A 22,872-nucleotide genomic window follows, 5' to 3' on the forward strand; every position below is an offset into this window, starting at 1 on the left:
CCCCGATCCGACTAACATCGCTGATCATGAATATCAAGTGCGTCACCCGCTCGCGACCCGGGCGGCTGATCGCGGCGGTGGTGCTCGCCGTCGCGGTCGCGTTCCCGCTCGGCGTGACCGGCGCCGCGTCGGCCGCGACCACACTGACGGTGGCGCAGGCGCTCGCCGCCCAGGACGGCCGGACGGCCACCGTCACCGGCTACGTCATCGGCCAGCCCACCGCCACCACCACGGTGCTCACCTCGGGCTTCACCGCCGACACGGCGATCGCGATCGCCGACCAGGCCGGCGAGACCGGCACCGCCCGGATGCTGTACGTGCAGGTGACGGCCGCCTGGCGGAGCACCTTCGGGCTGCTCACCAACCCGTCGCTGCGGGGACGGCAGGTGACCGCCACCGGCACGCTCACCGCGTACTTCAGTCACGGCGGGCTGAAGACCCCGACCGCCATGAGCCTCGGCGGCGGCGCCACGCCGAGTCCCACGCCGACCCCGGGCCCGACCGGCACCGCCGGGCCGGACGCGTACTACGCGAGCGCGGCCGGCAAGACCGGGCCGGCGCTGCGCACCGCGCTGCACGGCATCATCAGGGTGCAGACGAAACTCAGCTACGACCAGGTGTGGGACGCACTCAAGGACACCGACCAGGATCCGGCCAACCCGGCGAACGTGGTCCTGCTCTACAGCGGACGGTCGCAGAGCAAGACGAGCAACGGCGGCGGCGCGAACGACTGGAACCGGGAGCACGTCTGGGCCAAGTCGCACGGCGACTTCGGCACCGCCACCGGTCCCGGCACGGACGTGCACCACCTGCGCCCGGAGGACGTGTCCGTCAACTCGTCGCGCGGCAACAAGGACTTCGACTCGGGCGGCGGAACGGTGGCCGAGGCGCCCGGCTGCTACACCGACGCCGACTCGTTCGAGCCGCGCGACGCGGTGAAGGGCGACGTGGCCCGCATGATCCTCTACATGGCGATCCGGTACGAGGGCGACGACGGCTGGCCGGACCTGGAACCGAACGACTCGGTCTCCAACGGCTCCGCGCCCCGCCTCGGGCGGCTGTCGAAGCTGCTGGCCTGGAACGACCAGGATCCGCCGGACGCCTTCGAGAAGCGCCGCAACCAGCGCATCTACGAGCGCTGGCAGGGCAACCGCAACCCGTTCGTCGACCACCCCGAGTGGGCGCGGTCGATCTGGGGTTGACGCTCGTCCCCGATGTGAGGAAGCGTGGCGAGCGGGTAGAGACATCCGGTTGGCACGGCCGGGGCGGTCGGCACGGACGCGCCCCGGCACCGCACGATCGGAGATGAGGCTCTCATGGCCCAGAACGGCATTCCGGACATCGCGCTCAACGACGGCAACACCATCCCGCAGCTCGGCTTCGGCGTCTTCCAGATCGAGCCGAAGGACACCGTCCGGGCCGTGGGCACCGCGCTGGAGGTCGGCTACCGGCACATCGACACCGCCCAGATGTACGGCAACGAGGCCGAGGTGGGTCAGGCGCTGCGCGCCTCCGGGCTGGACCGCGGCGAGGTCTTCGTCACCAGCAAGCTGAACAACGGCTTCCACCGCCCGGACGACGCCCGCAAGGCGTTCGAGCAGTCGCTGCGGGAGCTGAAGTTCGACTACCTCGACCTGTTCCTGATCCACTGGCCGCTGCCCACCCGCTACGACGGCGACTTCGTCTCCACCTGGAAGGTGCTGGAGGAGCTGCGTGACGCGGGCACGGTCCGGTCGATCGGCGTGTCCAACTTCCAGGTCGCGCACCTGGAGCGGCTGGCCGCCGAGGCGGACGTGGTGCCGGCGGTCAACCAGATCGAGGCGCACCCCTACCTCGGCAACGAGGAGGTGCGGGCGTACGACAAGGCGCACGGCATCGCCACCGAGGCGTGGTCGCCGATCGCGCAGGGCAAGGTGCTCGACGACCCGACAGTCGTCGACGTGGCCGAGCAGATCGGCCGGACCCCGGCCCAGGTGGTGCTGCGCTGGCACGTGCAGCGCGGCGACATCGTCTTCCCGAAGTCGACCACGCCGAAGCGGATCGAGGAGAACTTCGCGATCTTCGACTTCACGCTCGACGACACCGCGATGGAGCGGCTCACCTCGCTGGACCGGGGCGAGGCCGGCCGGACGGGCCCGAACCCGGACGAGTTCGACTACATCCCGAACTGAGCAGTCACACGTCGGAGGGGCCCCGGGGAGACCCGGGGCCCCTCCGCTTGTTGACTTCGCGTGCACTCGAAGGGGCAGGGTGACCGGCAAAGCTCCGACGGGGAGGAAGACATGCGCTACCGCACCATCGGCACGGACCCGGCCACCCGCCGCGAAGTCAGCGTGCTCAGTCTCGGCGCGATGCTGTTCGGCACCGCCACCGACGAGGCCACCTCGTTCGCCATCCTCGACCGGTACGTCGAGGCGGGCGGCACCTTCATCGACACCTCGGACAACTACGCCTTCTGGCAGAACGGGGGCCAGGGTGGCGAGAGCGAGGAGCTGCTCGGCCGCTGGCGGCGCAGCCGCGGGATCGGCGACGAGGTGGTCATCGCGACGAAGCTGGGCGCCCGCCCGCTCGCCCCCGGCACCAGCTACGTCGACAACCCGGAAGGGCTGTCGGCCAAGGTGATCCGCGAGTCCGCCGAGCGCAGCCGGGAGCGCCTCGGCGTCGAGCGGATCGACCTGCTCTACGCCCACATCGAGGACCACACGGTGCCGCTGCAGGAGACCGTGGAGGGATTCGCCGAGCTGGTGGCCGAGGGCACGGTCGGGTTGCTCGGCGCCAGCAACCACCGCGCCTGGCGGGTGGAGCGGGCCCGCGCGCTCGCCGCCGCGGCCGGCCTGCCCGGGTACGAGGTGCTCCAGTACCACCGCAGCTACCTGCCCCGGCGTCTCGACGTGCCGAGCGAGCTGGACCGCGACGGCGACGTCGGCTGGGCCGGCCCGGACCTGCTCAGCTATCTGCGTACCGAGCCGCAGCTCACCCTGGTGGCCTATTCGCCGCTGCTCAAGGGCGCGTACGCGAGGCCGGAACGGCTCGGCGAGGAGTACGCGCTGCCGGCCACCCCGGCCCGGCTGGAGGCGCTGCGGGCGGTGGCCGCCGAGACCGGCGCCACCGTCAACCAGGTGGTGCTGGCCTGGCTGACGGGCGGGGACATCCCGTCGATCCCGCTCGTCGGCTTCTCCTCGGTGGCGCAGCTGGAGGAGAGCCTGGCCGCCGTCGACCTGGAGCTGACCGCCGAGCAGCGGACCCGGCTGGACTCGGCACGCTGACCGGCGCCGGGCCGGGTGGCTCACACGCCACCCGGCCCGTGCCGATCGACCGGCTCGCGTCACTCAGCCGGCCGGGAACCGGTCGACAGTGACGTCGAGCCGCAGGGTGCCGGTGCCCGGCAGGGCCACCTCGGTGGCGTCGGCCGGGCGGGTCGCGCCGTCGTACCAGCCGGCGTAGTTGACGTAGGGCGGCGTCCACAGCCACGCCACGGTGACCGGCTGGGGGCCGAGCACGCGCAGCGCGTACTCGCCGTCGCGATCCAGATCCAACGTATAGCCGATGGCCTCACGGGTACGCGCGTTGCGCACCGTCAGCTCGGCGACCACCGGGCGGCCCTCCGGGTCGACGAGCCGGCCGGTGACCAGGACGCCACGCCGTACGGCGAGGTCGTAGACGGTGGTGGCGCCGGCCCGGACCGTGACCGGCACGGCCTTGCCCCGCAGGGCGAACCCGCCGGACCACTGGGTGGCGTTGTCGGCGGTGGTGAACAGCAACGGCCAGGCGTACGGGCCGAGCCAGTCGATCCGGTAGCGGCCCTGCGCGTCCAGCTTCACACCCCAGTTGAGGAAGAAGCCCGACTCGGGCGCGAGCGTCACGGCGCCGGAGGTCGCCGGCCTGCCGGTGGCCGCGCTGGTCACGGTGCCGGTGACGACACCGGCGCGGTCGAGCCGGATCGGGGGCACGGTGACCGTCTGCCCGGCCCGGAGGGTGACCACCCGGGCCTGCTTCGCGTCGCCGGTGCCGCCGGTCGCGCCGACCCACTGCGCGCCGTACGCCGTTCCGCCGGCGGGGCGGGTGAACAGGTTCCAGGAGCCGGCCGCGACCAGGCCGACGCGGACGTTCCCGGAGGCGTCGGAGCAGTACCGTCCCGGGTTGTCGGGGAGTTCGCCGGTACCGGCGGGCGCCGGCGTCACACAGGCGCCGGCGACTGGCGCGCCGGTCGCCGCGTCGACCACCCGGGAGACCACGTTCGCGGCCGGGGTCAGGACGACCACGGCGGTGCCGCTGCCGTCGGGCAGGACGTTCACAGTGGCGTAGCGGGGCAGGTGGGTGTCGTCCCGGGTGTAGACCCACACCTCCTGCGGGCCGGGGATCAGCGGCGGAACGGTCACCTGGGTGTCGCCGCACGGATTGCGCCGGGAGTCGAGGAACACGCACACCCCGTCGACCGCGGCGCCGGTGACCGCGTCGCGCGCCCGCAGGGTCGACCCGCTGGGCGTGAGCAGGCGCTCGGAGACCTCCGTCGTGTCCCCCGCGGACACCCGGACCGTTCCGGCCTGCGCCCAACTGGTCCGGCCCGGCACCCACTGCCGGAGCACCTCGTCGTCCTGGCCGTCGTCGTACACCGGTGTGATGGCGATCTTGTAATCGCCGGCCGGCACCTCCACGCTGAGCTGCCCGGACTCGTCGAGCGGCAGGAAGTCCTTGTCGTAACTGTTGTCGGCGGCCGTCACGGCGACGTTAGCGCCGGCCGGGCTGCCGTCGGGTCTGGTGACGGTCAGGTGGAGCACGCCTGCCGGATCCGCCGCCGCACCGGCGGCGGTGGGTGCGGCGGTGACGGCCAGGGCCGCCACGGCGAGTGCGCCGAGCACTCTTCGGACGATGGACACGGTGGACCCCTCTCGGTTTCAATGCGCTCAAGAGGCGTCCGCGTCACCACAACCAGGACACGCCCCCCGTGCGTCGGATGCCGGCGCAGCATATGGCAGACGATCGATCGGGCACTGTCCGCGACCGGTCATCCGGCGGACTGCTGCGGGAACGGTCATAACCCCGCCTTCCTCCCGTACCGGCCGTCGTCGGCCGGGGATCGCCACCGCCAGATCGGATCTGGCGGGCCGTCTGGCGCCTTCGGGGTGAGGCCGGCACAACACCACAGCATCCCGGCCTCGTTGAAACAGGCGATCGGTCTGGCGGCACGCCCGTACGCCTGTGGAGACATTGACGAGAGAGGTAGCGATTCATGAGCAACCGGAACACCGGCCTGGCCGTCGAGGCCGAGGGCCTGGTCCGGTCCTTCGGTTCGACCCGGGCACTCGACGGGCTGGACCTGCGGGTTCCCGCCGGCACCGTCTACGGCGTACTGGGCCCGAACGGCGCCGGGAAGACCACAGCCGTACGGGTGCTGGCGACGCTGTTGCGCCCGGACGGCGGCACGGCCCGGGTCTTCGGGCACGACGTGGTGCGCGAGGCCGACGCGGTGCGCGCCCGGGTGAGCCTGACCGGCCAGTACGCCTCGCTGGACGAGGACCTGACCGGCGCGGAGAACCTGGTCCTGCTGGGCCGGCTGCTCGGGCTGGGCCGGTCCGGCGCCCGGGACCGGGCCGAGCAGTTGCTCGCCGCGTTCGGGCTGACCGATGCGGCGGGACGGCAGGTGAAGAAGTACTCCGGTGGGATGCGGCGGCGCATCGACATCGCCGCGAGCATCCTCAACACGCCGGACCTGCTGTTCCTCGACGAGCCGACCACCGGGCTGGACCCGCGCAGCCGCAACCAGGTGTGGGCGATCGTGCGGGCGGTGGTGGCGTACGGCACGACGGTGCTGCTGACCACGCAGTACCTCGACGAGGCGGACCAGCTCGCCGGCCGGATCGCTGTGGTCGACCACGGCCGGGTGATCGCGGAGGGCACCCCGGGCGAGTTGAAGTCGTCGATCGGCGCGGGCAGTGTCCACATCCGGCTGCGCGATCCGGAGCAGCGGCCGCAGGCCGAGCAGGTGCTGCGGGCGTCGCTCGGCGTACCGGTGCAGCTCGCCGCGGACCCGGCGGCGCTGACCGCCCGCGTCGGCGAGCACGGCACCGACCTGGAGGCCGGTACGCAGGCGGCGCGGGCGCTCGGTGAGCTGGCCGCCGCCGGCATCGTGGTGGACGACTTCTCCCTCGGCCAGCCCAGCCTGGACGAGGTCTTCCTGGCCCTGACCGACCACCCGGCCGTCCCGGCGGACGAGCGGGACGACGAACTGGAGGCGGCGCGATGAGCGACACCGCAATCAGCACCGGGCGGTCGCCGTCCGTCTACATGCCGTCCGCCGAGGCGCTGGCCACCGTGCTCGCCCCGGCCGAGCGGCCGGCCCGGCCCAGCGCGTTGTCGGCGTCGCTGACGTTCGGCTGGCGGGCGCTGCTGAAGATCAAGCACGTGCCGGAGCAGCTGTTCGACGTGACCGCGTTCCCGATCATCATGGTGCTGATGTTCACGTACCTGTTCGGTGGCGCGCTCGCCGACAGCCCGCGTGCGTACCTGCAGTTCTTCCTGCCCGGCATCATGGTCACGAGCGTCGTGATGATCACCATGTACACCGGGGTGGGGCTGAACAGCGACATCGAGAAGGGCGTCTTCGACCGGATCCGTACGCTGCCGGTCTGGCGGCCGGCGGCGCTGGTCGGGATGATCTTCGGCGACGTGCTGCGCTACGTCCTGGCCGCCGTGGTCATCCTCACCGTGGGCGTGGTGCTCGGCTTCCGTCCCGACGGCGGGCTGCTCGGGGTGCTCGCCGGGATCGGGCTGCTGGTGGTCTTCTCGTTCGCGTTCTCCTGGGTGTGGACGTTCTTCGGCCTGGTGCTGCGCAGCGAGAAGTCGGTGATGGGGACCAGCATGATGGTGCTGTTCCCGCTGACGTTCCTGAGCAACGTGTTCGTCGACCCGTCGACCATGCCCGGTTGGCTACAGGCGTTCGTCAAGATCAACCCGATCACCCAGCTCGTCACCTCGGTCCGCGCGGCGATGGCCGGCTCGATGGACGGCCCGAGCACCATGTGGATGCTGCTCTGGAGCGCATTCTTCGTGGTCGTGTTCGGCACGCTGACGATGTACCGCTACACCCGCCGCTGACGCGACGACTGTGGCGGGGTCCACGCGGCCCCGCCACCGTCGGTGGTCAGAGCCGCCAGGGCACCGGCTCGGCCGGCCGGTAGCGGCAGGCGCCGCCGGTGGTGACCGACTCGCGCAGGTGCGCGGCGAGCGCCGGATGCCGCTCGTCGATGCGGCGCAGGGTGTCCCGGATCCGCCCGGTCACCGCCTTGCGCGCCCGTTCCGCCTGGTCACCGAGTCGCCGGTCGCGCCCGGCCAGCCCGGCGGCGGCACGCAACTGGTCGAGCAGCGCCGCGCGCTCGGCGTCCAGTTCGGCCAGCCGCCGCCCGTCGTCCTTGGCCGCCGCCCGGTCGATCTCGTCGTCGAGCCGCCGCAGGTGCCGGCGGTAGCGGGCCTTCGCCTCGTCGTCGAGCACCGGATCGGCTCCGAGGCGGCGCGCGGCGACGAGTTCCGGACCGGCCGCCGGATCGAGCAGTTCGACGGCGGGCACGTCCGCGCCGGGACGGCTCAGCAGCAGGCGCAGGTCGTGCAGCCCTTTGGCGTCGGGCAGGTGCACCACGACGCCGTCGTACGCGAGGCGCCACACCGGCCCGTCCGGACGGAACTCGGGCCGGATGACGTCCGCGCCGGGGTCGGGCGTCCGCCCGTGCACCACACCCGCCCGGGACAGGCCCGACGCGCCCCGCCGGCTGGGCAGCGACGGCGCGACGGCCAGGGCCGGAACGCCCGCGCCGAGCCGGGCCGCCACCGGCGCGACCACTGCGGACGCCGCCGCCGGGGCGGGATCCGCCGCGCCCAGCCGGTCCACCACCTGGATCATCCCCAGCGCCCGCGCCTCGGCCACCGTCTCGGCCCGCAGTCGCCGCGCCTCGGCCGCGTCGCCCGGCCCGTCGCGCCCGGCGAGCGCGCCCACCAGACCGGCCCGGGCCAGCACCGACCAGGGCCGGGCGCCCAGCCGGTCGGCGGCGTCCCGGGCCGCCGCGTAGCAGTCGACCGCCGCGTCCCACCGGCCCTCGGCCGCGTCCACACCGGCCAGCCACAGATCGACCGGGCCGCCGATGTCGCAGCCGAACAACGCCGCCGCCCACTGCCCGCGGTGCGGGGTCAGGTCGGCCCGCACCGCCGCGCACCGCGCCGGGTCGCCGTCCACTGCCGCCGCCTGCGCCCGCAGGCGCAGCCACAACGGCGACACCGACCGGGGGTACGCGGTTCCCGCGGCCTCGATCGCGGCGGTGAGCCGCAGCACCGTGGCCGCGTCGCCGCGCTCGGCCGCGGTGATCGCCCGGAGCAGCTCGGCCTGCGGGTGCCCGGTGCCCACCCGGTCGAGCACCGCCTCGGCCTCGGCGAGGCGGCCGTACAGCAGCAGAATCGACCAGCGCATGTGGTGCGTCATGAACGCGTGGTCGGAGTGCCCCGGCTCGCGGTAGCTCTCCGCCTCGGCGAAGCCCGCCTCGGCGGCGGCGAGGTCGCCCTGGAAGGCGGCGATGATGGCGGTGTCCGCGATCGCCGCCACCCGCTGCCGGGCCACGTCGTCGCGTCGCGCGCCGGTCACGAACGCGGTCAGCTCCTGCCGGTAACCCGGATCGCCCAGCTCCAGCAGCGCGACCCAGCGCAGCGCCGTGGCCCACAGCTCGGTCTCCCGGTCGCCGCTGCGGCGGGCCACCTCCCGGATCTCGGCGGTGACCACTGCTCGCTCCTGCGCGGTGCCGAGACCCCAGGTCGTGTCGTGGCGGGCCCACAGGCTGAAGGTGAGCGCCTCGTCGTCGCGGCCGTGCCGGGCGAGCGTCTCGGTGGCGGTGATCAGGTCGGTGACCAGCGCGCGTACCGGCCGTTCCGGGTCCGGCTCCGCGATCAACCGCCGGTACGCCTCCCGGACCAGCTCGGCGGCGTCGAGCCGGCGGCGGGTGGCGGAGTGCTGCCGGTGGGCGATGAGCGCCACCCGGGTCAGCACGCCGGGATCGGGGAGCTCCCTCGCCAGCGCGGCGGCCTCGGCCAGCAGCCGCTCCACCTCGGCCGGCGGGCCGGCGTGGTGCAACAGCCCGGCCAGTTCCAGCAGCACCCGGACCCGCCGGCCGGGCTCGCCGGTCAGCTCGAGCGCGCGCCGGTAATGCCGTACCGACTCGTCCACGGCGATCCGGCCCCCGGCGTCGCGGGCGGCGGCCACCAGCAGGTCACCGGCGCGTTCCGGGTCCAGCTCGGCGCCGGCCAGCCAGGCGTGCCGGGCCAGGTGGGCCGGGCTGAGCGCGCACGCGAGCGCGTCCGATCGGTAGACGGCCCGGACCACCGCCGCGTGCCGGGCCCGCCGTTCGTCGTCGGCGAGCCCGTCGTAGAGCGTTTCGCGGACCAGGTCGTGCACGAAGACGAACCGGCCGCCGTCGCGGGGCAGCACCAGCCGGGCCGCGGCGGCGCGGCCGAGCAGCCGGTCGACCTGCGCGACCGGAGCGGGTACGCAGGCCGCGAGCGTCCGCCCGTCGAACTCGCGGCCGAGCACGGCGGCCACCGTGAGCGCCTCGACCACTCCGGCGGGCAACTGGTCGAGCCGGCGGCGCACCACCTCCCGTACGCCGGGGGCGACGGTGTCGGTCAGGCCGTGGGTGTGCCAGAGCCGGGCGGTCTGCTCCACGAAGAAGGGGTTCCCGCCGGTGCGCCGGTGCACCTCGTCGACGAGGCTCGCGTCGGGCTCCCGGCCGGCGGTGCGGGCCATCAGGGCGGCCACCTCGGCGCGGCCCAGCCCGGCGAGCGTGACGGTGGTGGCCTTGGCGGTGAGCGGCAGCAGCCACTGCCGCAGCGGGTGGTCGCCGGATTCGACTTCGGCGTCCCGGTAGGTGCCAATCAGCAGCAACCGCTCGAACCAGGCGTGCTGGGCGACGAACTGGAGCAGCCGCAGCGACGCCGGGTCGGCCCAGTGCAGGTCGTCGAGGACCACCGCGACCGGCCGGTGCTGGGCCACGGCGACCAGCGCTGCGGTCACCGCGTCGTGCCTGTCGAACTCGGCCCGGCCGACGTCACCCGGTGCGTCGGCGTCACCGGGCTCGGCCGCACCGCCGGGCTCGGCCGCGTCGCCGGCGGCGCGCTCGCCGAGCAGTGCCGCCAGGCCGACGGCGGCTGCCTCCCGCACCCCGCGCGGGTCGTCGGCGGACCGGGCCAGCCGGCGCAGCACCTGCACCCAGGGCCAGTAGTCGGGAGCGGTGTCGGAGTCCCAGCAGGCGGCGCCGAGCACCAGCGCCCCGCCGCGGCGGGCCTCGTCGGCGGCGGCCGACACCAGCGTGGTCTTGCCGATGCCCGGCTCGCCGGTGACCAGGACGAGACCGCCGTGACTGTCGACCAGCCGGGCCACCTCGGCGCGCAGCAGCGCAGCGGGATGCTCCCGCCCGATGAGGTGTTGGCCGAACCGCGGCTCCATGACCTCACGACGCTAGCCGAAGGGTCCGACAAGGAGGGTCCCTCAGAGCCGCGCGTCGGTCACCACGTGCGCGCACGCCGGGCAGGCGGCCGGTCCCTGTTCGGCGAACCACCGGCAGGTACGCCGGATCGCGCACTTCGGCAGCGTCTCCTCCGCGGGCGGGGCGGTCTCGGCGTACGAGGCGGCCATCCGGGCGCCCAGCCCGCAGTGCGAGCCGGTCCAGAAGCCACAGGACGAGGTGACGCACGGGCCGGCGAGTCGGGCCCGCGACTCGATCGGCTCGTCGGAGTCACCGAGCCCGGCGAGCGCCACCTCGGCCGGTACGGCCGGAGTCACGTAGGCCACCCGGCCCGCCGGAGTGATCATGCCGAGGAACACGGTGGCGTTCGACGCCGGGGTGCTCGGGCACATCCGCTCCGGCGTGCCGGCCGGCCGGGCGGCGTCGGTCACCGCTGGATCCAGAACCCGATGTCGTTGATCTTCTGCCCGAGGTCCTGGGCGAACGGCCCGTCGATGACCCAGAGGCCGTACCACTCGGGACGCAGCTTGATGTTGCCGTGGCCGACGGTCAGCGGGTTGGTCAGCCTGGCGTCGGCGGTACGCAGCGCGGCCAGGCCGGCCTTCTGGATCTCCGCGGCGATCACTGTCTGCTGTTCGGGGCTCAGGTCGACGCCGTCGACCACGAAGCGGAACTCGTTGCGGGCCATGTGCTTCCTCCGGTCACTCGTACGATTCGGTGCCCAGCCCGCGACGCAGGCTGGTGCGGGTGAAGGCCGCCCAGCCGGCGTGCGAGGCGGCGTCGGTGCGATGCCCGGCGCGGGCGAGCACCCGGGCGGCGTGCTCCGCCCAGCGGTCGGCGGTCGCCGTGGTGTCGCCCCACAGTTCGCGGCAGGACGCGACCGCGAAGGCGACCTGTTCCGGCGCGCCGGTGAACCCGGCGGGTCCGTCGGCGACCCGGATCGTGCCGTCCGGGCGGACCCGCACGCTCGGGAAGTGGTGGTGCAGGCTGGCCAGCGTGGCCAGGTGGGTGGCGTCCCGCCGGCCGGCGGCGAAGCCGGCGCGCAGCTCGTCGTCGCGGCGGTGCCGGATCCCGTGCAGCACCAGCGCGTCGCCGGCCGCCTCGATCCGGGCGACCACCTGCACCGGCACGCTCCAGGCCGCCGGCGAGTTCGCCGACCAGAACGCCAGCCAGGCGGCGAGCCGGGCGTGGAAGTCGGCCTGGACGGCGACCGGGAGTGCGGATCCGTCGGGCGCCCGCAGCGCGGCGGTGGCGATGCGGTCCCGGGAGACGAGTGGCGTCGCGGGGCGGCCCGGTGCGGCCGCCGCGGCGCCGGTGGTGGTGGCGACGGCCAGGCCGGTCACTGTGACCGCAGAGGCCGCCGCCGCGCCGGCGAGCAGTCGCCGACGGTCGAGCAGGTGTCCGTTGTCGTTCATCGTCGGCCCTTCGTCGACGGCAGTGCTCCGACGCTATCGACCGGAAGCGATCAGAAATACACCCTGCGTGACGGGAGGCCGACAGGAAAGCCGGGGATACCCGGCGGCGTGAACGACCGTTCCTGTGCCCGGTTCACGCCACCCCGGCCGGACGGGCGGTCAGGCCCGGAGCAGCCCGGCCACGGCCCGCTGCGCGTCGACGACGGTCGCCGCCGGCAGGTCGAGCGTCCAGAGTGCCGCGGCCAGGTAGTCCAGGACGCGCCAGCGCTGCTCGCCGGTGAGCGGCGGGCGTCGTGGTCCACCGAGGACCAGTGCGCCGGCGTCCGCGGGCACGCCGTCCGGACTCCGTCGCGTCCCGCCCAGCGCCGCGCCCAGCCGGGCGGTGAGCAGCGCGGCGAGCCGGCGGCGGTCCACCCCGATCAGGTACGGCGCCAGCTCCGCGTCCGCAGCGATCAGCCGCAGCCAGCGGTGCACCGCGGCGCGCACAGCGACCGGGCCGAGCCGTTCGCAGGGCTCGCGGGGACAGGTCACCAGCTCCGTGGTCCGCACGACCAGGGGTACGGATGATCGAGCCCGGTCAGTTCACCGCAACCCTTGATATCGATGAATGCCTATCTATAGGCTTGCGGCGTTCCGCTCACCCCCCATCCCAAGGAGTGTGAACCATGCGTAAGCCCAAGCTGTCCCGGATCCTCGCCACCCTCGCGGCCGCGACGCTGGCAGCAGTAGGCGCGGTAGCCGTCAACCCGGCTCCGGCCTCCGCCGCCGTCCGCAACGTCTGCTACAACATCAGCCAGGCCGGCCCGTTCGCCAACACGGCGGTGCAGGCGGCGGCGATCTGGAACAACTACACCAACAACATCAACATGGCCCAGTGCGGGTCCAACCTGCGGATCACCTACACCTACGGCGGCGGCTCGTACGCCCAGCGCACCAGCCTCGGCAACGGCCGCGTGGTGATCGACTACAACCAGGCCCAGCAGTACTCGGCACTGCGCATCATGACGCACGAGATCGGCCACATCCTCGGCCTGCCGGACAACTACAACGGCAACTGCGCCATCCTGATGTCCGGCGGCAGCGCCGGCACGAGCTGCACCAACCCGTACCCCAGCTCCGCCGAGGCATCCCGGGTCGACTCGCTGTTCGGCTTCGCCGTCCGCAGCGCGACGCCCGCCCAGGTCTTCACCGGCAGCTGGCCGGCCGCCTCGACGGTGGGCGCCCAGCGCTGACGACGCACTGACGACGGGGTCGGCGGATCACCGCCGGCCCCGTCCGCGCGTCCCACGCCGGCCGGACGCGGCGTCGTCGGCGAGATCCGCCGCGCGGCGGCTCAGCTCCTCGACCCGCTCCCGGAGCCGGCGCACGGCCCCGGCGTCGTCGTCCACCTCGGACACCTCGTCGAGCAGGCCCACGTAGTCGGCGGCCAGCCGCCGATGCGCCGGGGCAGCCGGCCCGGCATGCCCGTCCAGGTCGATGATCTGCTGGGCGAGGACAGCCGTGGCAGCGCCGAGCGCGGCCCGCTCGTCGGCGCGTGCGTCCCGCCCGGCCCGGCGGGCGTCGGCCAGCCGCCCGGCCCGCCGGCCGCCCAGCCAGAGCACCGCCGCACCGGCGACCACCCCGGTCACCGCGCCGCCGGCCAGCAGGTACCGGGGCAGCGACGGGCTGATGGTACGGGCACCGTCCGGCACCAGACCGGCCCGGACCAGCCGGTCGTAGTTGAGCACGATCACCTTCAGCGCCTCGACCGGCCGGTCCACGAACGCGTCAGCGCCCCGGCCGATGGTGGTCTCGGTGACCACGGCCCGGCCCAGGTCACCACCGAGGCGGGAGCAGCCGTAGGTGTCCCAGTCCTCACCGTCGCGGCTCATCGCCAGCACCAGTGTGCCCTGGGCGGCGCGCTCGGTGTCGTCGCACGCCTCCCGCAGGTCGGCACCGGGCTCCATGATCAGCACCACCAGCCGCCGGTTGCCGATGACCCGTTCGGCGGCGGCCCGGTCCAGGTCCACGCCGGGCGCCACGTAGACCGAGGAGCCGCGTACCTGCCTCGCGATCGGCCCGTCCAGGATGCCGCCGGTCCACAGTGCCCAGCCGGCCAGCGCCAGGCAGGCGAGCACCGCCCGGCCGAACGCGGTACCGACCAGGCGGCCCAGCAGCCGGCGCGGGCCGGTCGCTGTCCCGCCACGACGCTCCGCCGCCTGTCGGGGCCGGTTCGCGACGCGGCTCACGACAGCCTCGCCCGCAGGTAGACGTCCGGCCGGTAGCCGGGCATCCGCACGTCCCGGGCCACGTCGTCCAGCTCGGCCGCCGCGTCGGCGAGCAGTTCGCGTACGTGCCGGTCGGGCAACCCCTCGTCGAAGGCGTCCCGGGCCGCCCGCAACCGGCCCACGCCCCGGACCAGCGCCGGGTCGCTGCGCGCGTCGGTCAGCAGCGACAACTCCACAGCCAGCGCGGAGAGCCCGGCCAGCCGGGCCGGCGTGCCACCGGGGCCGACGTCGGCCGGGCGGCGTCCGGACCCCCGCACGGTACGGATGGACAGCACCACGAAACCCGCCACGCACGCGGCGAAGAGCCAGGGCAGCGCCGGCAACGCCACCCGCAGCGGGTCGAACGGCCGGTACGGCAGCGGGCGGTCGAACAGCCCCGCGTACCGCACGTCGGTGACCTGGGCCAGATACGTGCCGAGCACGTTCTGCTGGGGATAGGCGTAACGGCCGATCCGCCCGCCGAACTGGGCGTAGAAGCTCGCGGTGGCCACCTCGGCGAATTCCGCAGCGCCCGGACCGTGGTACTCGATCCAGTCGCCGTACATCACCACGAGCGGCTGGTCCGGGGCGAGCCGGTGCAGCGCCGGCCCGTACGCGGGCAGCGGCTCCCCGTACGGCTGCGCGGGCAGCACCACGAACCAGGCGCCGTCCGGGAACGCGGTACCAGCCGCCTTCTCCGGCAGGCGGGTCAGCGTGGCTCCGGGGCCCACGTACCGGCCGGTGGCCCGCAACGCGGTGACCATCGGGGCCAGTTCCGGACCGGTCGGCTCCCGCCAGCGCAGGTCGTCGCCGTCCGGCGGGGTCGGCTGGTCGTGCAGCGCGGCCAGCAGCGCGAGCACCGAGCCGGTCACGTCGCCGGTGGCGAACCGGGCCCGCCAGCCCGGCAGGTCGTCCGGCGAGGCGACGTAGAGCCCGCCGCTGACCTCGGTGCCGACGATCCGGATCTCCGCGTTCTCCACGTCCTTGACCCGCCGGCGTTCGGCCTCGTCCAGACCGGGCGGGGCGACCAGGATGCGCGTGCCCCGGTCACCGATGGCGGCCCGGACCCGCTGCTCGTCCCAGCGCGCGACCGCCCCCGGCAGCCGCACCACCGGCTCGGCGGCGACCAGCGCCGTCATCTCCTCGACCGACGGCACGCTCGCGTCGCTCAGCTCCCCGGCCGAGCCCTCCGGCAGCGCGGCGGCCGACGGGGAACGCCCGTAGCTGACCTCCACGCTCTGCCGCTGCGCCACCAGGAACACCACGAGCACCGCCGCCGCGGCGGCCAGCAGCGACCAGCGCAGCAGCTCCCGCCGTACCCTCGTCATCGCCCGGCCCGCCACAGCTCGTCGGCGCGGCGGGCGTGCTCGGCCGCCGCGCGGGCCGCGTCGGCGCCGCCGCGGGCGGCGGCGAGCATCTCGGCGCGGGCCAGCAGCCGCTCGGCCTCCGGCACCGCGGCCGGGGACGCGTCCCGGCTGACTGTGGCGTCGTGGATCGCCGCCCGCGCCGACGACCAGGCGACCCGCCGGTCCTCGGCCCGGACGCGGCGCCGGGGCAGCGACACGGCGAGGAAACCGGCGGCCACCGCCACCACACAGCCGCCCAGCCACTGCAACACGCTCGCGGTCATGATCTCTGTCTAACGCACCGCGGCCAGCGCCGCGCGCCGAGGGCGGCGGTGTACCACCGGCCCGCACCTACGACGACGAGTAGCCCTCGTTGAAGCCCTCCATGAACCCGCCCGCGAACCCGGAGACGACGCACCCGGCACAGCACAGGATCACCAGCAGCGCCGGCACCGCCACCCACAGGACGATCGCCCACCGGCCCATCCCCTCGCTCGGCTGCTCCACGTACGCCGGCGGCGGATAGTACGGCTGTTGCGGGTACGCCTGCTGTTGGTACGCCTGGTGCTGGTACGGATCCTGCTGATAGGGATCGTGAGGATGCATCCGGCCATCGTGCCCACCGGCCGCGAACGCCGGAAGATCCGAACGGTCCGCCGATCCTGCCGCGACGGCCCCTCGTCACGCCCGGTGGGCATCGAGGTGGGTCAGCACCGTCTGGTTGGCCTCCCACCCGTCCGGGAACTTCACCGGCACGTCCAGGTGCACCCGCTCGGTCGACGGATACGCGTCGAGCAGCTCACCGATCCCGGCCCGCGCCACCACCACGCAGGCGTGCCGGTGCCGTGACGCCAGCACGCACAGCCGCCCCGACTCCAGGTGGAACGCGGTGGCGTCGCGCCGGCCGGAGAGCGGGTGCAGCACGATCGTCACGTCGTACTCCCGGCCCTGGAGCCGGTTGGCGGTGTCCACGGTGATGCCCGCCCCGGCCGCGCCCAGCCGGGACCGGATGGCCGCGACCTGGTCGCGGTGGGCGGCCCCGACGGCGATCCGGTCCGCGGTGACCGGCGCGCCGCCCGGCGCGGCCTCGCTCACCGCGACCGCGCCGCGCGCCAGCACCCGCAGCGCCAGCTCCGCGCAGGCCGCGGCGGCCTCCCCGTCGGTACGCACCGTGTGCCGGGCCGGCAGCTCGTGCAACGCCCAGCCGGTAGCGGCGGCCAGCTCGACCGAGGCGTCGTAGGCGTCACCCGCACCGGGCCCGGTGAACGTCAGCGCCCGGTCGGCCGGGCCGGTCCCGGCGCGGAACCCGGTAAACGGGTAGAACGCGGCGGACACCACAGGTGCGGCCGAGTCGGGCAGCCGCCACGACACCGGCAACCGGTGCACCGGCAGCTCCGGGTTGTGCCGCAGCAGCGTGGCCACCGCCGACTGCATCGGATCCCAGGTCAGGCCGGTCCAGCGGAACGTCTCCACGGTGCTGAACGGATCGAGCTGACCGGGGTCGCCGACGAACAGCGCCCGCTCGAACCGCCCCGCCACGCGCAGCAGCGCATCCGCGCGCATCTGGTACGCCTCGTCCACGATCGCCCACGGCCAGCTCCCCTCGGTGACGGTGGCCCACTTGGCCGCCGTACCGATGGTGACCGCCGGCCCTCCCAGGTCGGCGACCTTCGCCGCGACCCGGACCGCCGGGTGGGCGGTGACCCGCTCGGTGGGCCGGTAGTCGGTCGCGGAGAGCCGCCCGACGCGCAGCTCCGGCGCCTTGCGGCCGAGCCGGTCGATGAGATCGTCCACCTGCTCGTTCGTCTGCGCCACGATCATCAGCGGGTCGCCGGTGGCTGCGGTCTCGATCGCGGCGCGGACGACGAGGGTGGACTTCCCGGCGCCGGGAGGCGAGTCCACGACGACGCCGCGGTGCGTGCCGTCGCGCAGATCCCGCAGCACACGCTGGATCACCTGCTCGGCTTCGTGCAAGGAAGGGCCCCCTTTTACGTCTCCGGTAGAGGCGGGGCCCCTTCTTAACACGCCCGCGGGTAGGGCCGCCCACCGCCGCCAGGAAGATCGCCGCCTGCTTCATCGATCAATTTGCGCCCGGTTGTCACCCTCTCAGTCAGGAAAGACGGGGAATCGCGGGTGAGAAGATGGATCTCCACCACCGTCGCGCCGGTTTGGTAATCGGCGTCGTCATGCTGCCGTTCGGTTTCTGCATGGTGTTGTCCGGGCTGACCGGCAGCACCCTTCGACTGGTCGGCGGGCTGATCTTCGGCGGGCTCGTCATGCTCGTCGGCGCTGCGGGCATCGTCGAGGCGGTCCGGCCGTTCCGGTTCCACATCAACGTCGACGGCCTGACCGTCCGGACGGCCGGACTGAACCGGCTGCTGCCCTGGGCGGAGATCGACCACCTGGTCCTGGACCAGCAACCTCCGGTGCTGTCCGACAAGAGGATGCCATCGCCGCTGCTGCTGCTCGTACCCGCCGCCACGTCGGCCCTCGACGTTCCACTGACACACCGCAGCCCGTTGGACGACCGGCCCTGCCTGGTCCTGCTCGAAGTGCACGACGTTCGGGAGAAGACGGACCAGGTAGCCGACGCTCTCGCCCGGTACGGCGGCAGCCGTTTCACCGACCACCGACAGATCGTCCGGCAGCGTTTCGACTCAGCCGACTTCCCGATCGAAGCGCGCGGATACGACAGGGATGCCGTCGACGCCCTCGTGCAGAAGGGCCGGGAGGCGCTGCGGTCGGAGGATCACCTGCTGCGCCTCGCAACGAAGGTACAGGTGGAGTGGGCCCTGCTCGAGTTGCCGCTCGTCGCCCACGGCTACTACCGCGCCCGGGTCGACGCGTTCCTGCGGGACCTGTCCGCCGCGTTGGCACGGTTCGAGGAGAGCGACGAGGAGCCCGGTTGACGTGCCCGCACCCGCTCGCGGGCCCTTCGCACCGCCTACGGCTTGCGGGCGAGCAGTCCGACGAAGGTGTGGTAGGTGTCGGTCTGCTGCTGGGCCGGCGCGTCCGGGTCCGGACGCCACTCCGCAAGCGGCACCAGGCCCGGCTCCAGCACCGTCAGCCCGTCGGCGAAGGCGAGGATCTCCTCGTCGGTACGCCAGCGGCCGGTGCCGAGCGACTCGTTGAACACCCGCTCGACCTCGCGGGCCTTGCGGGAGCCTTCCGGATCCCGCTCGCCCGGGTCACGGAAGTGCGAGATCGCGACGTAACTGCCCGACGGCAGCGCGTCGACCAGCGCCGCCGCCACCGATCGCGGGTCCTCGTCGTCGCCGATGTGGTGCAGGATCGCGAACAGCAGCAGCCCGATCGGGCGGTCGAAGTCGAGGAACCGGCGGACGTCCGGGTCGTTGAGGATCTCCTGCGGTTCCCGGATGTCGGCCTGGATCACCGTCGCGGTGCCCTCCGCGGCGAGCAGCGCCCGCCCGTGCGCCAGGACGATCGGGTCGTTGTCCACGTACACGACGCGGGCGGCCGGGTTGTGCTCGATCGCGACCTCGTGCACGTTGCCCTGGGTGGGCAGCCCCGAGCCGATGTCGAGGAACTGGTCGATGCCCGCCTCGGTCACCAGGTAGCGGATCACCCGGCGGAGGAACGCCCGGTTCGCCTGACCGGCGGCCGGCCCGTCCGGCGTGATCCGCAGGGCGTGCTCGGCGACCTTCCGGTCGACCTCGAAGTTGTCCTTGCCGCCCAGGAAGTAGTCGTAGACCCGGGCCACGCTGGGGATGGTGACGTCGATTCCGGGCGGCGCGGCCTTGTCGCGGGTCACAGGCGTCTCCAGACTCTGTGGACGGTTCCGGGTGTTTTCGGGGAGTGTAGCGACCGTACGGGGTGGATGGTCGCCCCGTTTGGGACCGCTCCCAGTGGACCGGCCCGTCACCAGGGCGTTCATCGATCGACACGCCGCTGTCAGCGCAGCTCCGTCGCCCCGCAGGACCCGTCGTGACCATCCCGGTGTCCGCAGCGCCCACCGCCGGGCAGCCGCACGTCACACCAGACCCGGTACCGCAGGTGCTGCGCGTCCTCCTCGCTGAGCGTCGTCTCACCGAAGTCGACAGCATCCAGGTGCCCGAGCGACCGGGCGAGCGCGGCGGCCAGCTCGACGGCGGCGTCCCGGCTGGTCAGCGTGGTCAGCAGGTGGACGATCCAGCGCGGCTCAGTCATCGTGGCCGCGTCGCCGGCAGCCGTTGTGGCGGGACTGCCACTGCCGCAGCGCCTGGCGGACCCGCTCCGACTCGGTGCGCGCCGTGGTCAGCTCCCGGTGCAGGCGGTCCATCTCGTCGGCGACCCGGCACAGGTAGTCGTGCACCTGCGCCGGGTCCAGGCGACGCCAGCGGGTGTCGAAGACAGCGCTGCGTACCTGGTACGCCTGCACCCGATCCCCGGTCACGTAGATCACCACGCCACCGTCCCGGCCGCCACGGCCTCGTCGGGCAGCCCGGCCGCGGCGAGCGTCGCCCTCCCCCACCGGGCCAGCCGGCAGGGGTACGGGACGCGCTCGCTGCGGCACAGCGGGCCCTGCGGCCAGCGCTCGGGTACGTGTACGCGCACGGCCAGCGCGGCGACGAGCAGGTCCTCGTCGGTGACCGGGGTGAGGACGGGGAAGTCGGCGAGTACGGCGGACATCGGCAAACGCCTCCGGATCGGATCTCGTGGAGTGGCGCCGGGGCGGGCGGGGTCGGCGGAAGCCGCGATCGGGGGACGCGGTGCCGCCGGAGCCCGGCACCCGCCCCGGGCCATGCGCCGACCCTCAGTCCTTCTCCGCAGGAGGCGTATGCCCTGATGATCGTGGCCGCCATGCATGCGCCGCATACGCTCGGTAACCACCCCGGAACATCCCGCGATATGCACAGCGCGTATACCGGCCCGCTCCGGAACGGGTTGAATGGCTAGGCTCGACTTCGGACACAGGTTCTCCGCGAACGGCGAGGTTGCCGGTGACACCTGCGAACTGCCCCCGCTGCGGCGGCCGCCTGGCGCGCGACAACGACACGGGACGCTGCGCGCCCTGCCAGGCCGCCGAACGCGACCGCCTCAGCACGCCGCCCGCCGTACCCGACTCGTTCTGGGACCATGAACCGGTACGGACGGCGTTGGCCCGGCGGCATCTCGGGCAGGTGATCCGGGCGTACCGCCACCACCCGTACCACGGTCGGAACCCGTTGCCGCAGAGCGTCGTCGCGGGGTGGCTAGGGATCACGCAGGCGCAGTTGAGCCGGATCGAGAACGGCCCCGCCCTGGTGCATCTCGACCGGCTGGCGCACTGGGCGACAGTGCTCCGCATCCCGCCGGGATCTCTCTGGTTCGCAGTCGGCGCTGTGGCCGACAAGGTCCGCACAACACCAGACCTGGGCCGGCGAACCCTTCTGGCCGGCATCGCCGCGGTGTCGGCAGGAGCCGGGCTGGTCGGGGTCGGTGAGCAGCCCCGGCCCCGGCGTATCGGCAGTGCGGACGTCTCTCGGCTGAACGCGGTCCTGGAGCTCTACCGGTCGGTCGACTACGAATGCGGTGGCGGCCTGCTCTATCGGGAGGTCGCGCGGTTCGCGGAGTCGGTGTACAGAATGCTTGACTGGTCACACGCGCCCGGGCTGACACCCCGCTTGGTCGCGGCGGTCGCGGCGGCACGTCAACTGGCCGGCTGGACCGCGCTGGACGCCGGCCGGCACACGGACGCTCAGCGGCATTTCGCCGCCGGCGAGCGGGCCGCAATGTCCGCTGACGATGCCCCGCTGGCGGCCCTGATCCGCTACTCGCAGGCCAAGCAGCTACAGCACCTTCGGCACAACCAGGATGCTCTGGCCGCGCTGAGGCTGGCCCACTCAGAGCTGGGATCACGGGCGACCCCGGCGGTGACGGCGCTGCTCTGGGGCGCGGAGGCCGCTTCGACAGCCGCACTCGGCGACCACCGAAGCGCGCTGACCCTCCTCGGTCGCGCGAGTGATCAGTTCGAGCGTGTGGATCCCGAACGCGAGCCGACCTGGATGGCCTTCTACGACCGTGGCGAACTGCTAGCCCAGTACGGCCGCGTGTACCGCGACATGGCCCGGCAGGCCGGAACGCGCGCGGCACAGGCGGTGCGGAGCGTCGAAGAGGCGACCGTCGCCTTCGGCCCGGCGAACGTCCGCAGCATGGTCCTGAACGAGGTCGGCTTGTGCAGCGCGCTCTTCCTCACCGATGAGCCCGAGCGGGCGGTCGCCGTCGGCACGCGCGTGGTCGAGCAGTCGCGTGCGCTGAGTTCCAGTCGAGTGGTTGATCGAGTACTCAACCTGCGGCGCGATCTCGGACGGCACCGCCACCTTCCCGTCGTTGCCGAATTCGAACGGACACTCACCGCACGAGCTGCGGCCACGGCATGAGCGGACGGTTCTCGGAAGAAGCGATGACCCGCGCCATGCGGGAGATCGCCGGCGGCCTCGACGTACCGGCCGACGACGCTCGGCTCCTGCGGCTGACCAACAACGCCGTGTTCGCGTTGCCGGCATCCGGGCTTGTCATCCGCATCGCGCGGACGTACCGGCTCCGGGACCGGGTGACGAAGGTCGTTCAGCTGGCGCGATGGTTCGCCGAGCTGGACGCGCCCACGATCCGGCTGGCGCCTGGCGTGAAGCAGCCCGTGGCGGTCGGTGACTTGGTTGCCTCGGTGTGGACTTACGTGCCACCCGCCGCGCCTACCCCGACGGTCGATGACCTCGGCTCGGCGCTGCGGCGGTTTCATGCGCTCAAACCCCCGCCCTTCCCGCTAGCCGCCTGGGATCCGATCGGGGATGCGCGTCGACGCCTGGCGGATGCCGACGGCTTGAGCGCAGAGGACCACGACTACTTGATGACGTGGTGCGACCGCTTGGAGCCGCAGGTCACCGACCTCAACCAACGCGTCGAGCAGTCGCTCATCCACGGGGACGCACACGTCGGCAACCTGCTCCGGGATGCATCGGGCGGCACCCTGCTCTGCGACTTCGACGCCACTTGTCGTGGGCCTTGGCAGGTGGACCTGGCAGCGGTCGCTGTGGGCGAGGCCCGCTTCGGGAAGAGCGGGGCGCATCGGGCGCTCGCCGAGGCGTACGGGTACGACGTGATGTCCGACCGCAACTGGCCGCTTCTGCGGGAAGCCCGCGAACTCAAAATGATCGCTGCCGCCACTCCGCTTCTCGCGAGTTCGGCGAGCGTCGCGGCCGAATTTGCCAAGCGATTGCAGTCAGTTTCCCAAGGCGACCACGGTCTACGTTGGAAGCCATTCGCCGATCTCGTCTGAGCCTCTCGGCAAGCGACTGCCGCCCGATGGGCAACGCGTCGACCTTCACCTTCAGGTGTCGATGATCCGACAGGCCAAAGGACAAAGCTCCTGACACCTATCGCACCGGCTTCC

Annotated in this window: 24 protein-coding genes; 9 read left to right on the forward strand and 15 right to left on the reverse strand. The window is 73.3% G+C overall.

All coding sequences use genetic code 11. The annotated features are described in order from the left end of the window. The first annotated feature begins 26 nt into the window (after positions 1–26). The 3 genes from OC439_RS21015 (at position 27) to OC439_RS21025 (ending at position 3,266) form a co-directional block, all read left to right on the forward strand. Positions 27–1,202: an endonuclease gene (locus tag OC439_RS21015; RefSeq protein ID WP_262014906.1), complete on the forward strand. Its 1,176-nt coding sequence runs from the start codon at positions 27–29 to the stop codon at positions 1,200–1,202. Positions 1,203–1,316: 114 nt separating this feature from the next. Beyond that, positions 1,317–2,171 (forward strand): aldo/keto reductase, encoded by an 855-nt coding sequence (locus OC439_RS21020; protein WP_262014907.1) that lies wholly within the window; start codon positions 1,317–1,319, stop codon positions 2,169–2,171. A gap of 111 nt (positions 2,172–2,282) precedes the next feature. Continuing rightward, entirely contained in the window at positions 2,283–3,266 is a 984-nt protein-coding gene (locus OC439_RS21025) for an aldo/keto reductase (RefSeq protein ID WP_262014908.1), read from the forward strand. Between the two features lie 63 nt (positions 3,267–3,329). Here OC439_RS21025 and OC439_RS21030 read toward each other — a convergent pair whose 3' ends face one another. Beyond that, entirely contained in the window at positions 3,330–4,877 is a 1,548-nt protein-coding gene (locus tag OC439_RS21030; protein ID WP_262014909.1) for a hypothetical protein, read from the reverse strand. 353 nt (positions 4,878–5,230) lie between these two features. On the opposite strand from OC439_RS21030, the gene OC439_RS21035 reads away from it, so the two are divergent. Both OC439_RS21035 and OC439_RS21040 read left to right on the forward strand, forming a co-directional pair. Further along, complete coding sequence (locus OC439_RS21035) at positions 5,231–6,244, forward strand: ATP-binding cassette domain-containing protein (RefSeq protein WP_262014910.1); 1,014 nt, start codon at positions 5,231–5,233, stop codon at positions 6,242–6,244. After that, the gene (locus OC439_RS21040; protein ID WP_262014911.1) at positions 6,241–7,095 is read left to right on the forward strand and encodes an ABC transporter permease; all 855 of its coding nucleotides are present in this window, start codon (positions 6,241–6,243) and stop codon (positions 7,093–7,095) included. The genes OC439_RS21035 and OC439_RS21040 overlap by 4 nt, the downstream gene beginning before the upstream one ends. 46 nt (positions 7,096–7,141) lie before the next feature. Here OC439_RS21040 and OC439_RS21045 read toward each other — a convergent pair whose 3' ends face one another. From OC439_RS21045 to OC439_RS21065, 5 genes are all read right to left on the reverse strand, one after another. Continuing rightward, positions 7,142–10,477 (reverse strand): AAA family ATPase, encoded by a 3,336-nt coding sequence (locus tag OC439_RS21045; RefSeq protein WP_262014912.1) that lies wholly within the window; start codon positions 10,475–10,477, stop codon positions 7,142–7,144. 42 nt (positions 10,478–10,519) lie between these two features. After that, complete coding sequence (locus OC439_RS21050; RefSeq protein WP_091418959.1) at positions 10,520–10,927, reverse strand: hypothetical protein; 408 nt, start codon at positions 10,925–10,927, stop codon at positions 10,520–10,522. Continuing rightward, on the reverse strand, positions 10,924–11,184 hold the full coding sequence (locus OC439_RS21055; protein ID WP_262014913.1) for a hypothetical protein: 261 nt from the start codon (positions 11,182–11,184) through the stop codon (positions 10,924–10,926). Before OC439_RS21055 ends, OC439_RS21050 begins: the two co-directional genes overlap by 4 nt. Positions 11,185–11,197: 13 nt before the next feature. Next, positions 11,198–11,911 (reverse strand): hypothetical protein, encoded by a 714-nt coding sequence (locus OC439_RS21060; RefSeq protein ID WP_262014914.1) that lies wholly within the window; start codon positions 11,909–11,911, stop codon positions 11,198–11,200. 159 nt (positions 11,912–12,070) lie between these two features. After that, positions 12,071–12,460, reverse strand: coding sequence for a globin (locus tag OC439_RS21065; RefSeq protein WP_262014915.1), 390 nt, complete (start codon positions 12,458–12,460; stop codon positions 12,071–12,073). Between the two features lie 116 nt (positions 12,461–12,576). Here OC439_RS21065 and OC439_RS21070 point away from each other — a divergent pair, with 116 nt between their 5' ends. Next, entirely contained in the window at positions 12,577–13,143 is a 567-nt protein-coding gene (locus OC439_RS21070) for a snapalysin family zinc-dependent metalloprotease (protein WP_262014916.1), read from the forward strand. A 27-nt stretch (positions 13,144–13,170) separates the two neighbouring features. Here OC439_RS21070 and OC439_RS21075 read toward each other — a convergent pair whose 3' ends face one another. The 5 genes from OC439_RS21075 to OC439_RS21095 form a co-directional block, all read right to left on the reverse strand. Then, on the reverse strand, positions 13,171–14,139 hold the full coding sequence (locus OC439_RS21075) for a hypothetical protein (RefSeq protein WP_262014917.1): 969 nt from the start codon (positions 14,137–14,139) through the stop codon (positions 13,171–13,173). After that, complete coding sequence (locus OC439_RS21080) at positions 14,136–15,485, reverse strand: hypothetical protein (RefSeq protein ID WP_262014918.1); 1,350 nt, start codon at positions 15,483–15,485, stop codon at positions 14,136–14,138. Before OC439_RS21080 ends, OC439_RS21075 begins: the two co-directional genes overlap by 4 nt. Further along, the gene (locus OC439_RS21085) at positions 15,482–15,787 is read right to left on the reverse strand and encodes a DUF6403 family protein (protein WP_262014919.1); all 306 of its coding nucleotides are present in this window, start codon (positions 15,785–15,787) and stop codon (positions 15,482–15,484) included. Before OC439_RS21085 ends, OC439_RS21080 begins: the two co-directional genes overlap by 4 nt. 67 nt (positions 15,788–15,854) lie before the next feature. Beyond that, positions 15,855–16,109 carry a hypothetical protein gene (locus OC439_RS21090; protein ID WP_262014920.1) on the reverse strand — a complete coding sequence of 85 codons (255 nt, stop codon included), beginning with the start codon at positions 16,107–16,109 and terminating at the stop codon, positions 15,855–15,857. A 75-nt stretch (positions 16,110–16,184) separates the two neighbouring features. Continuing rightward, positions 16,185–17,477, reverse strand: coding sequence for an AAA family ATPase (locus OC439_RS21095; protein WP_194799499.1), 1,293 nt, complete (start codon positions 17,475–17,477; stop codon positions 16,185–16,187). Positions 17,478–17,644: 167 nt separating this feature from the next. On the opposite strand from OC439_RS21095, the gene OC439_RS21100 reads away from it, so the two are divergent. Next, positions 17,645–18,412 (forward strand): hypothetical protein, encoded by a 768-nt coding sequence (locus tag OC439_RS21100; RefSeq protein ID WP_262014921.1) that lies wholly within the window; start codon positions 17,645–17,647, stop codon positions 18,410–18,412. A gap of 35 nt (positions 18,413–18,447) precedes the next feature. Here OC439_RS21100 and OC439_RS21105 read toward each other — a convergent pair whose 3' ends face one another. From OC439_RS21105 to OC439_RS21120, 4 genes are all read right to left on the reverse strand, one after another. Further along, a complete protein-coding gene (locus tag OC439_RS21105) occupies positions 18,448–19,275 on the reverse strand; it encodes an SAM-dependent methyltransferase (protein ID WP_262014922.1) in 828 nt (275 codons plus the stop codon). A 140-nt stretch (positions 19,276–19,415) separates the two neighbouring features. After that, positions 19,416–19,670 carry a hypothetical protein gene (locus tag OC439_RS21110; RefSeq protein ID WP_262014923.1) on the reverse strand — a complete coding sequence of 85 codons (255 nt, stop codon included), beginning with the start codon at positions 19,668–19,670 and terminating at the stop codon, positions 19,416–19,418. Then, the gene (locus OC439_RS21115; RefSeq protein WP_262014924.1) at positions 19,663–19,905 is read right to left on the reverse strand and encodes a cell division protein DivIVA; all 243 of its coding nucleotides are present in this window, start codon (positions 19,903–19,905) and stop codon (positions 19,663–19,665) included. The genes OC439_RS21110 and OC439_RS21115 overlap by 8 nt, the downstream gene beginning before the upstream one ends. Then, on the reverse strand, positions 19,902–20,132 hold the full coding sequence (locus tag OC439_RS21120; protein ID WP_262014925.1) for a hypothetical protein: 231 nt from the start codon (positions 20,130–20,132) through the stop codon (positions 19,902–19,904). Before OC439_RS21120 ends, OC439_RS21115 begins: the two co-directional genes overlap by 4 nt. A gap of 311 nt (positions 20,133–20,443) precedes the next feature. Between OC439_RS21120 and OC439_RS21125 the strand changes: the two genes are divergently transcribed. Both OC439_RS21125 and OC439_RS21130 read left to right on the forward strand, forming a co-directional pair. Beyond that, a complete protein-coding gene (locus OC439_RS21125) occupies positions 20,444–21,862 on the forward strand; it encodes a helix-turn-helix domain-containing protein (RefSeq protein WP_262014926.1) in 1,419 nt (472 codons plus the stop codon). Next, the gene (locus tag OC439_RS21130; RefSeq protein WP_262014927.1) at positions 21,859–22,758 is read left to right on the forward strand and encodes a phosphotransferase; all 900 of its coding nucleotides are present in this window, start codon (positions 21,859–21,861) and stop codon (positions 22,756–22,758) included. The genes OC439_RS21125 and OC439_RS21130 overlap by 4 nt, the downstream gene beginning before the upstream one ends. Positions 22,759–22,872: the final 114 nt, after the last annotated feature.

The organism is Micromonospora sp. Mcm103, from assembly GCF_024519755.1.
Taxonomy (GTDB): domain Bacteria; phylum Actinomycetota; class Actinomycetes; order Mycobacteriales; family Micromonosporaceae; genus Micromonospora; species Micromonospora aurantiaca.

Coding starts and splice junctions, on each gene's coding strand:
- OC439_RS21015 (WP_262014906.1), top strand. CDS start 27: ATGAATATCAAGTGCGTCACCCGCTCGCGACCCGGGCGGCTGATCGCG.
- OC439_RS21020 (WP_262014907.1), top strand. CDS start 1,317: ATGGCCCAGAACGGCATTCCGGACATCGCGCTCAACGACGGCAACACC.
- OC439_RS21025 (WP_262014908.1), top strand. CDS start 2,283: ATGCGCTACCGCACCATCGGCACGGACCCGGCCACCCGCCGCGAAGTC.
- OC439_RS21035 (WP_262014910.1), top strand. CDS start 5,231: ATGAGCAACCGGAACACCGGCCTGGCCGTCGAGGCCGAGGGCCTGGTC.
- OC439_RS21040 (WP_262014911.1), top strand. CDS start 6,241: ATGAGCGACACCGCAATCAGCACCGGGCGGTCGCCGTCCGTCTACATG.
- OC439_RS21045 (WP_262014912.1), bottom strand. CDS start 10,477: ATGGAGCCGCGGTTCGGCCAACACCTCATCGGGCGGGAGCATCCCGCT.
- OC439_RS21055 (WP_262014913.1), bottom strand. CDS start 11,184: ATGGCCCGCAACGAGTTCCGCTTCGTGGTCGACGGCGTCGACCTGAGC.
- OC439_RS21060 (WP_262014914.1), bottom strand. CDS start 11,911: ATGAACGACAACGGACACCTGCTCGACCGTCGGCGACTGCTCGCCGGC.
- OC439_RS21070 (WP_262014916.1), top strand. CDS start 12,577: ATGCGTAAGCCCAAGCTGTCCCGGATCCTCGCCACCCTCGCGGCCGCG.
- OC439_RS21080 (WP_262014918.1), bottom strand. CDS start 15,485: ATGACGAGGGTACGGCGGGAGCTGCTGCGCTGGTCGCTGCTGGCCGCC.
- OC439_RS21085 (WP_262014919.1), bottom strand. CDS start 15,787: ATGACCGCGAGCGTGTTGCAGTGGCTGGGCGGCTGTGTGGTGGCGGTG.
- OC439_RS21090 (WP_262014920.1), bottom strand. CDS start 16,109: ATGCATCCTCACGATCCCTATCAGCAGGATCCGTACCAGCACCAGGCG.
- OC439_RS21100 (WP_262014921.1), top strand. CDS start 17,645: ATGGATCTCCACCACCGTCGCGCCGGTTTGGTAATCGGCGTCGTCATG.
- OC439_RS21110 (WP_262014923.1), bottom strand. CDS start 19,670: ATGACTGAGCCGCGCTGGATCGTCCACCTGCTGACCACGCTGACCAGC.
- OC439_RS21120 (WP_262014925.1), bottom strand. CDS start 20,132: ATGTCCGCCGTACTCGCCGACTTCCCCGTCCTCACCCCGGTCACCGAC.
- OC439_RS21130 (WP_262014927.1), top strand. CDS start 21,859: ATGAGCGGACGGTTCTCGGAAGAAGCGATGACCCGCGCCATGCGGGAG.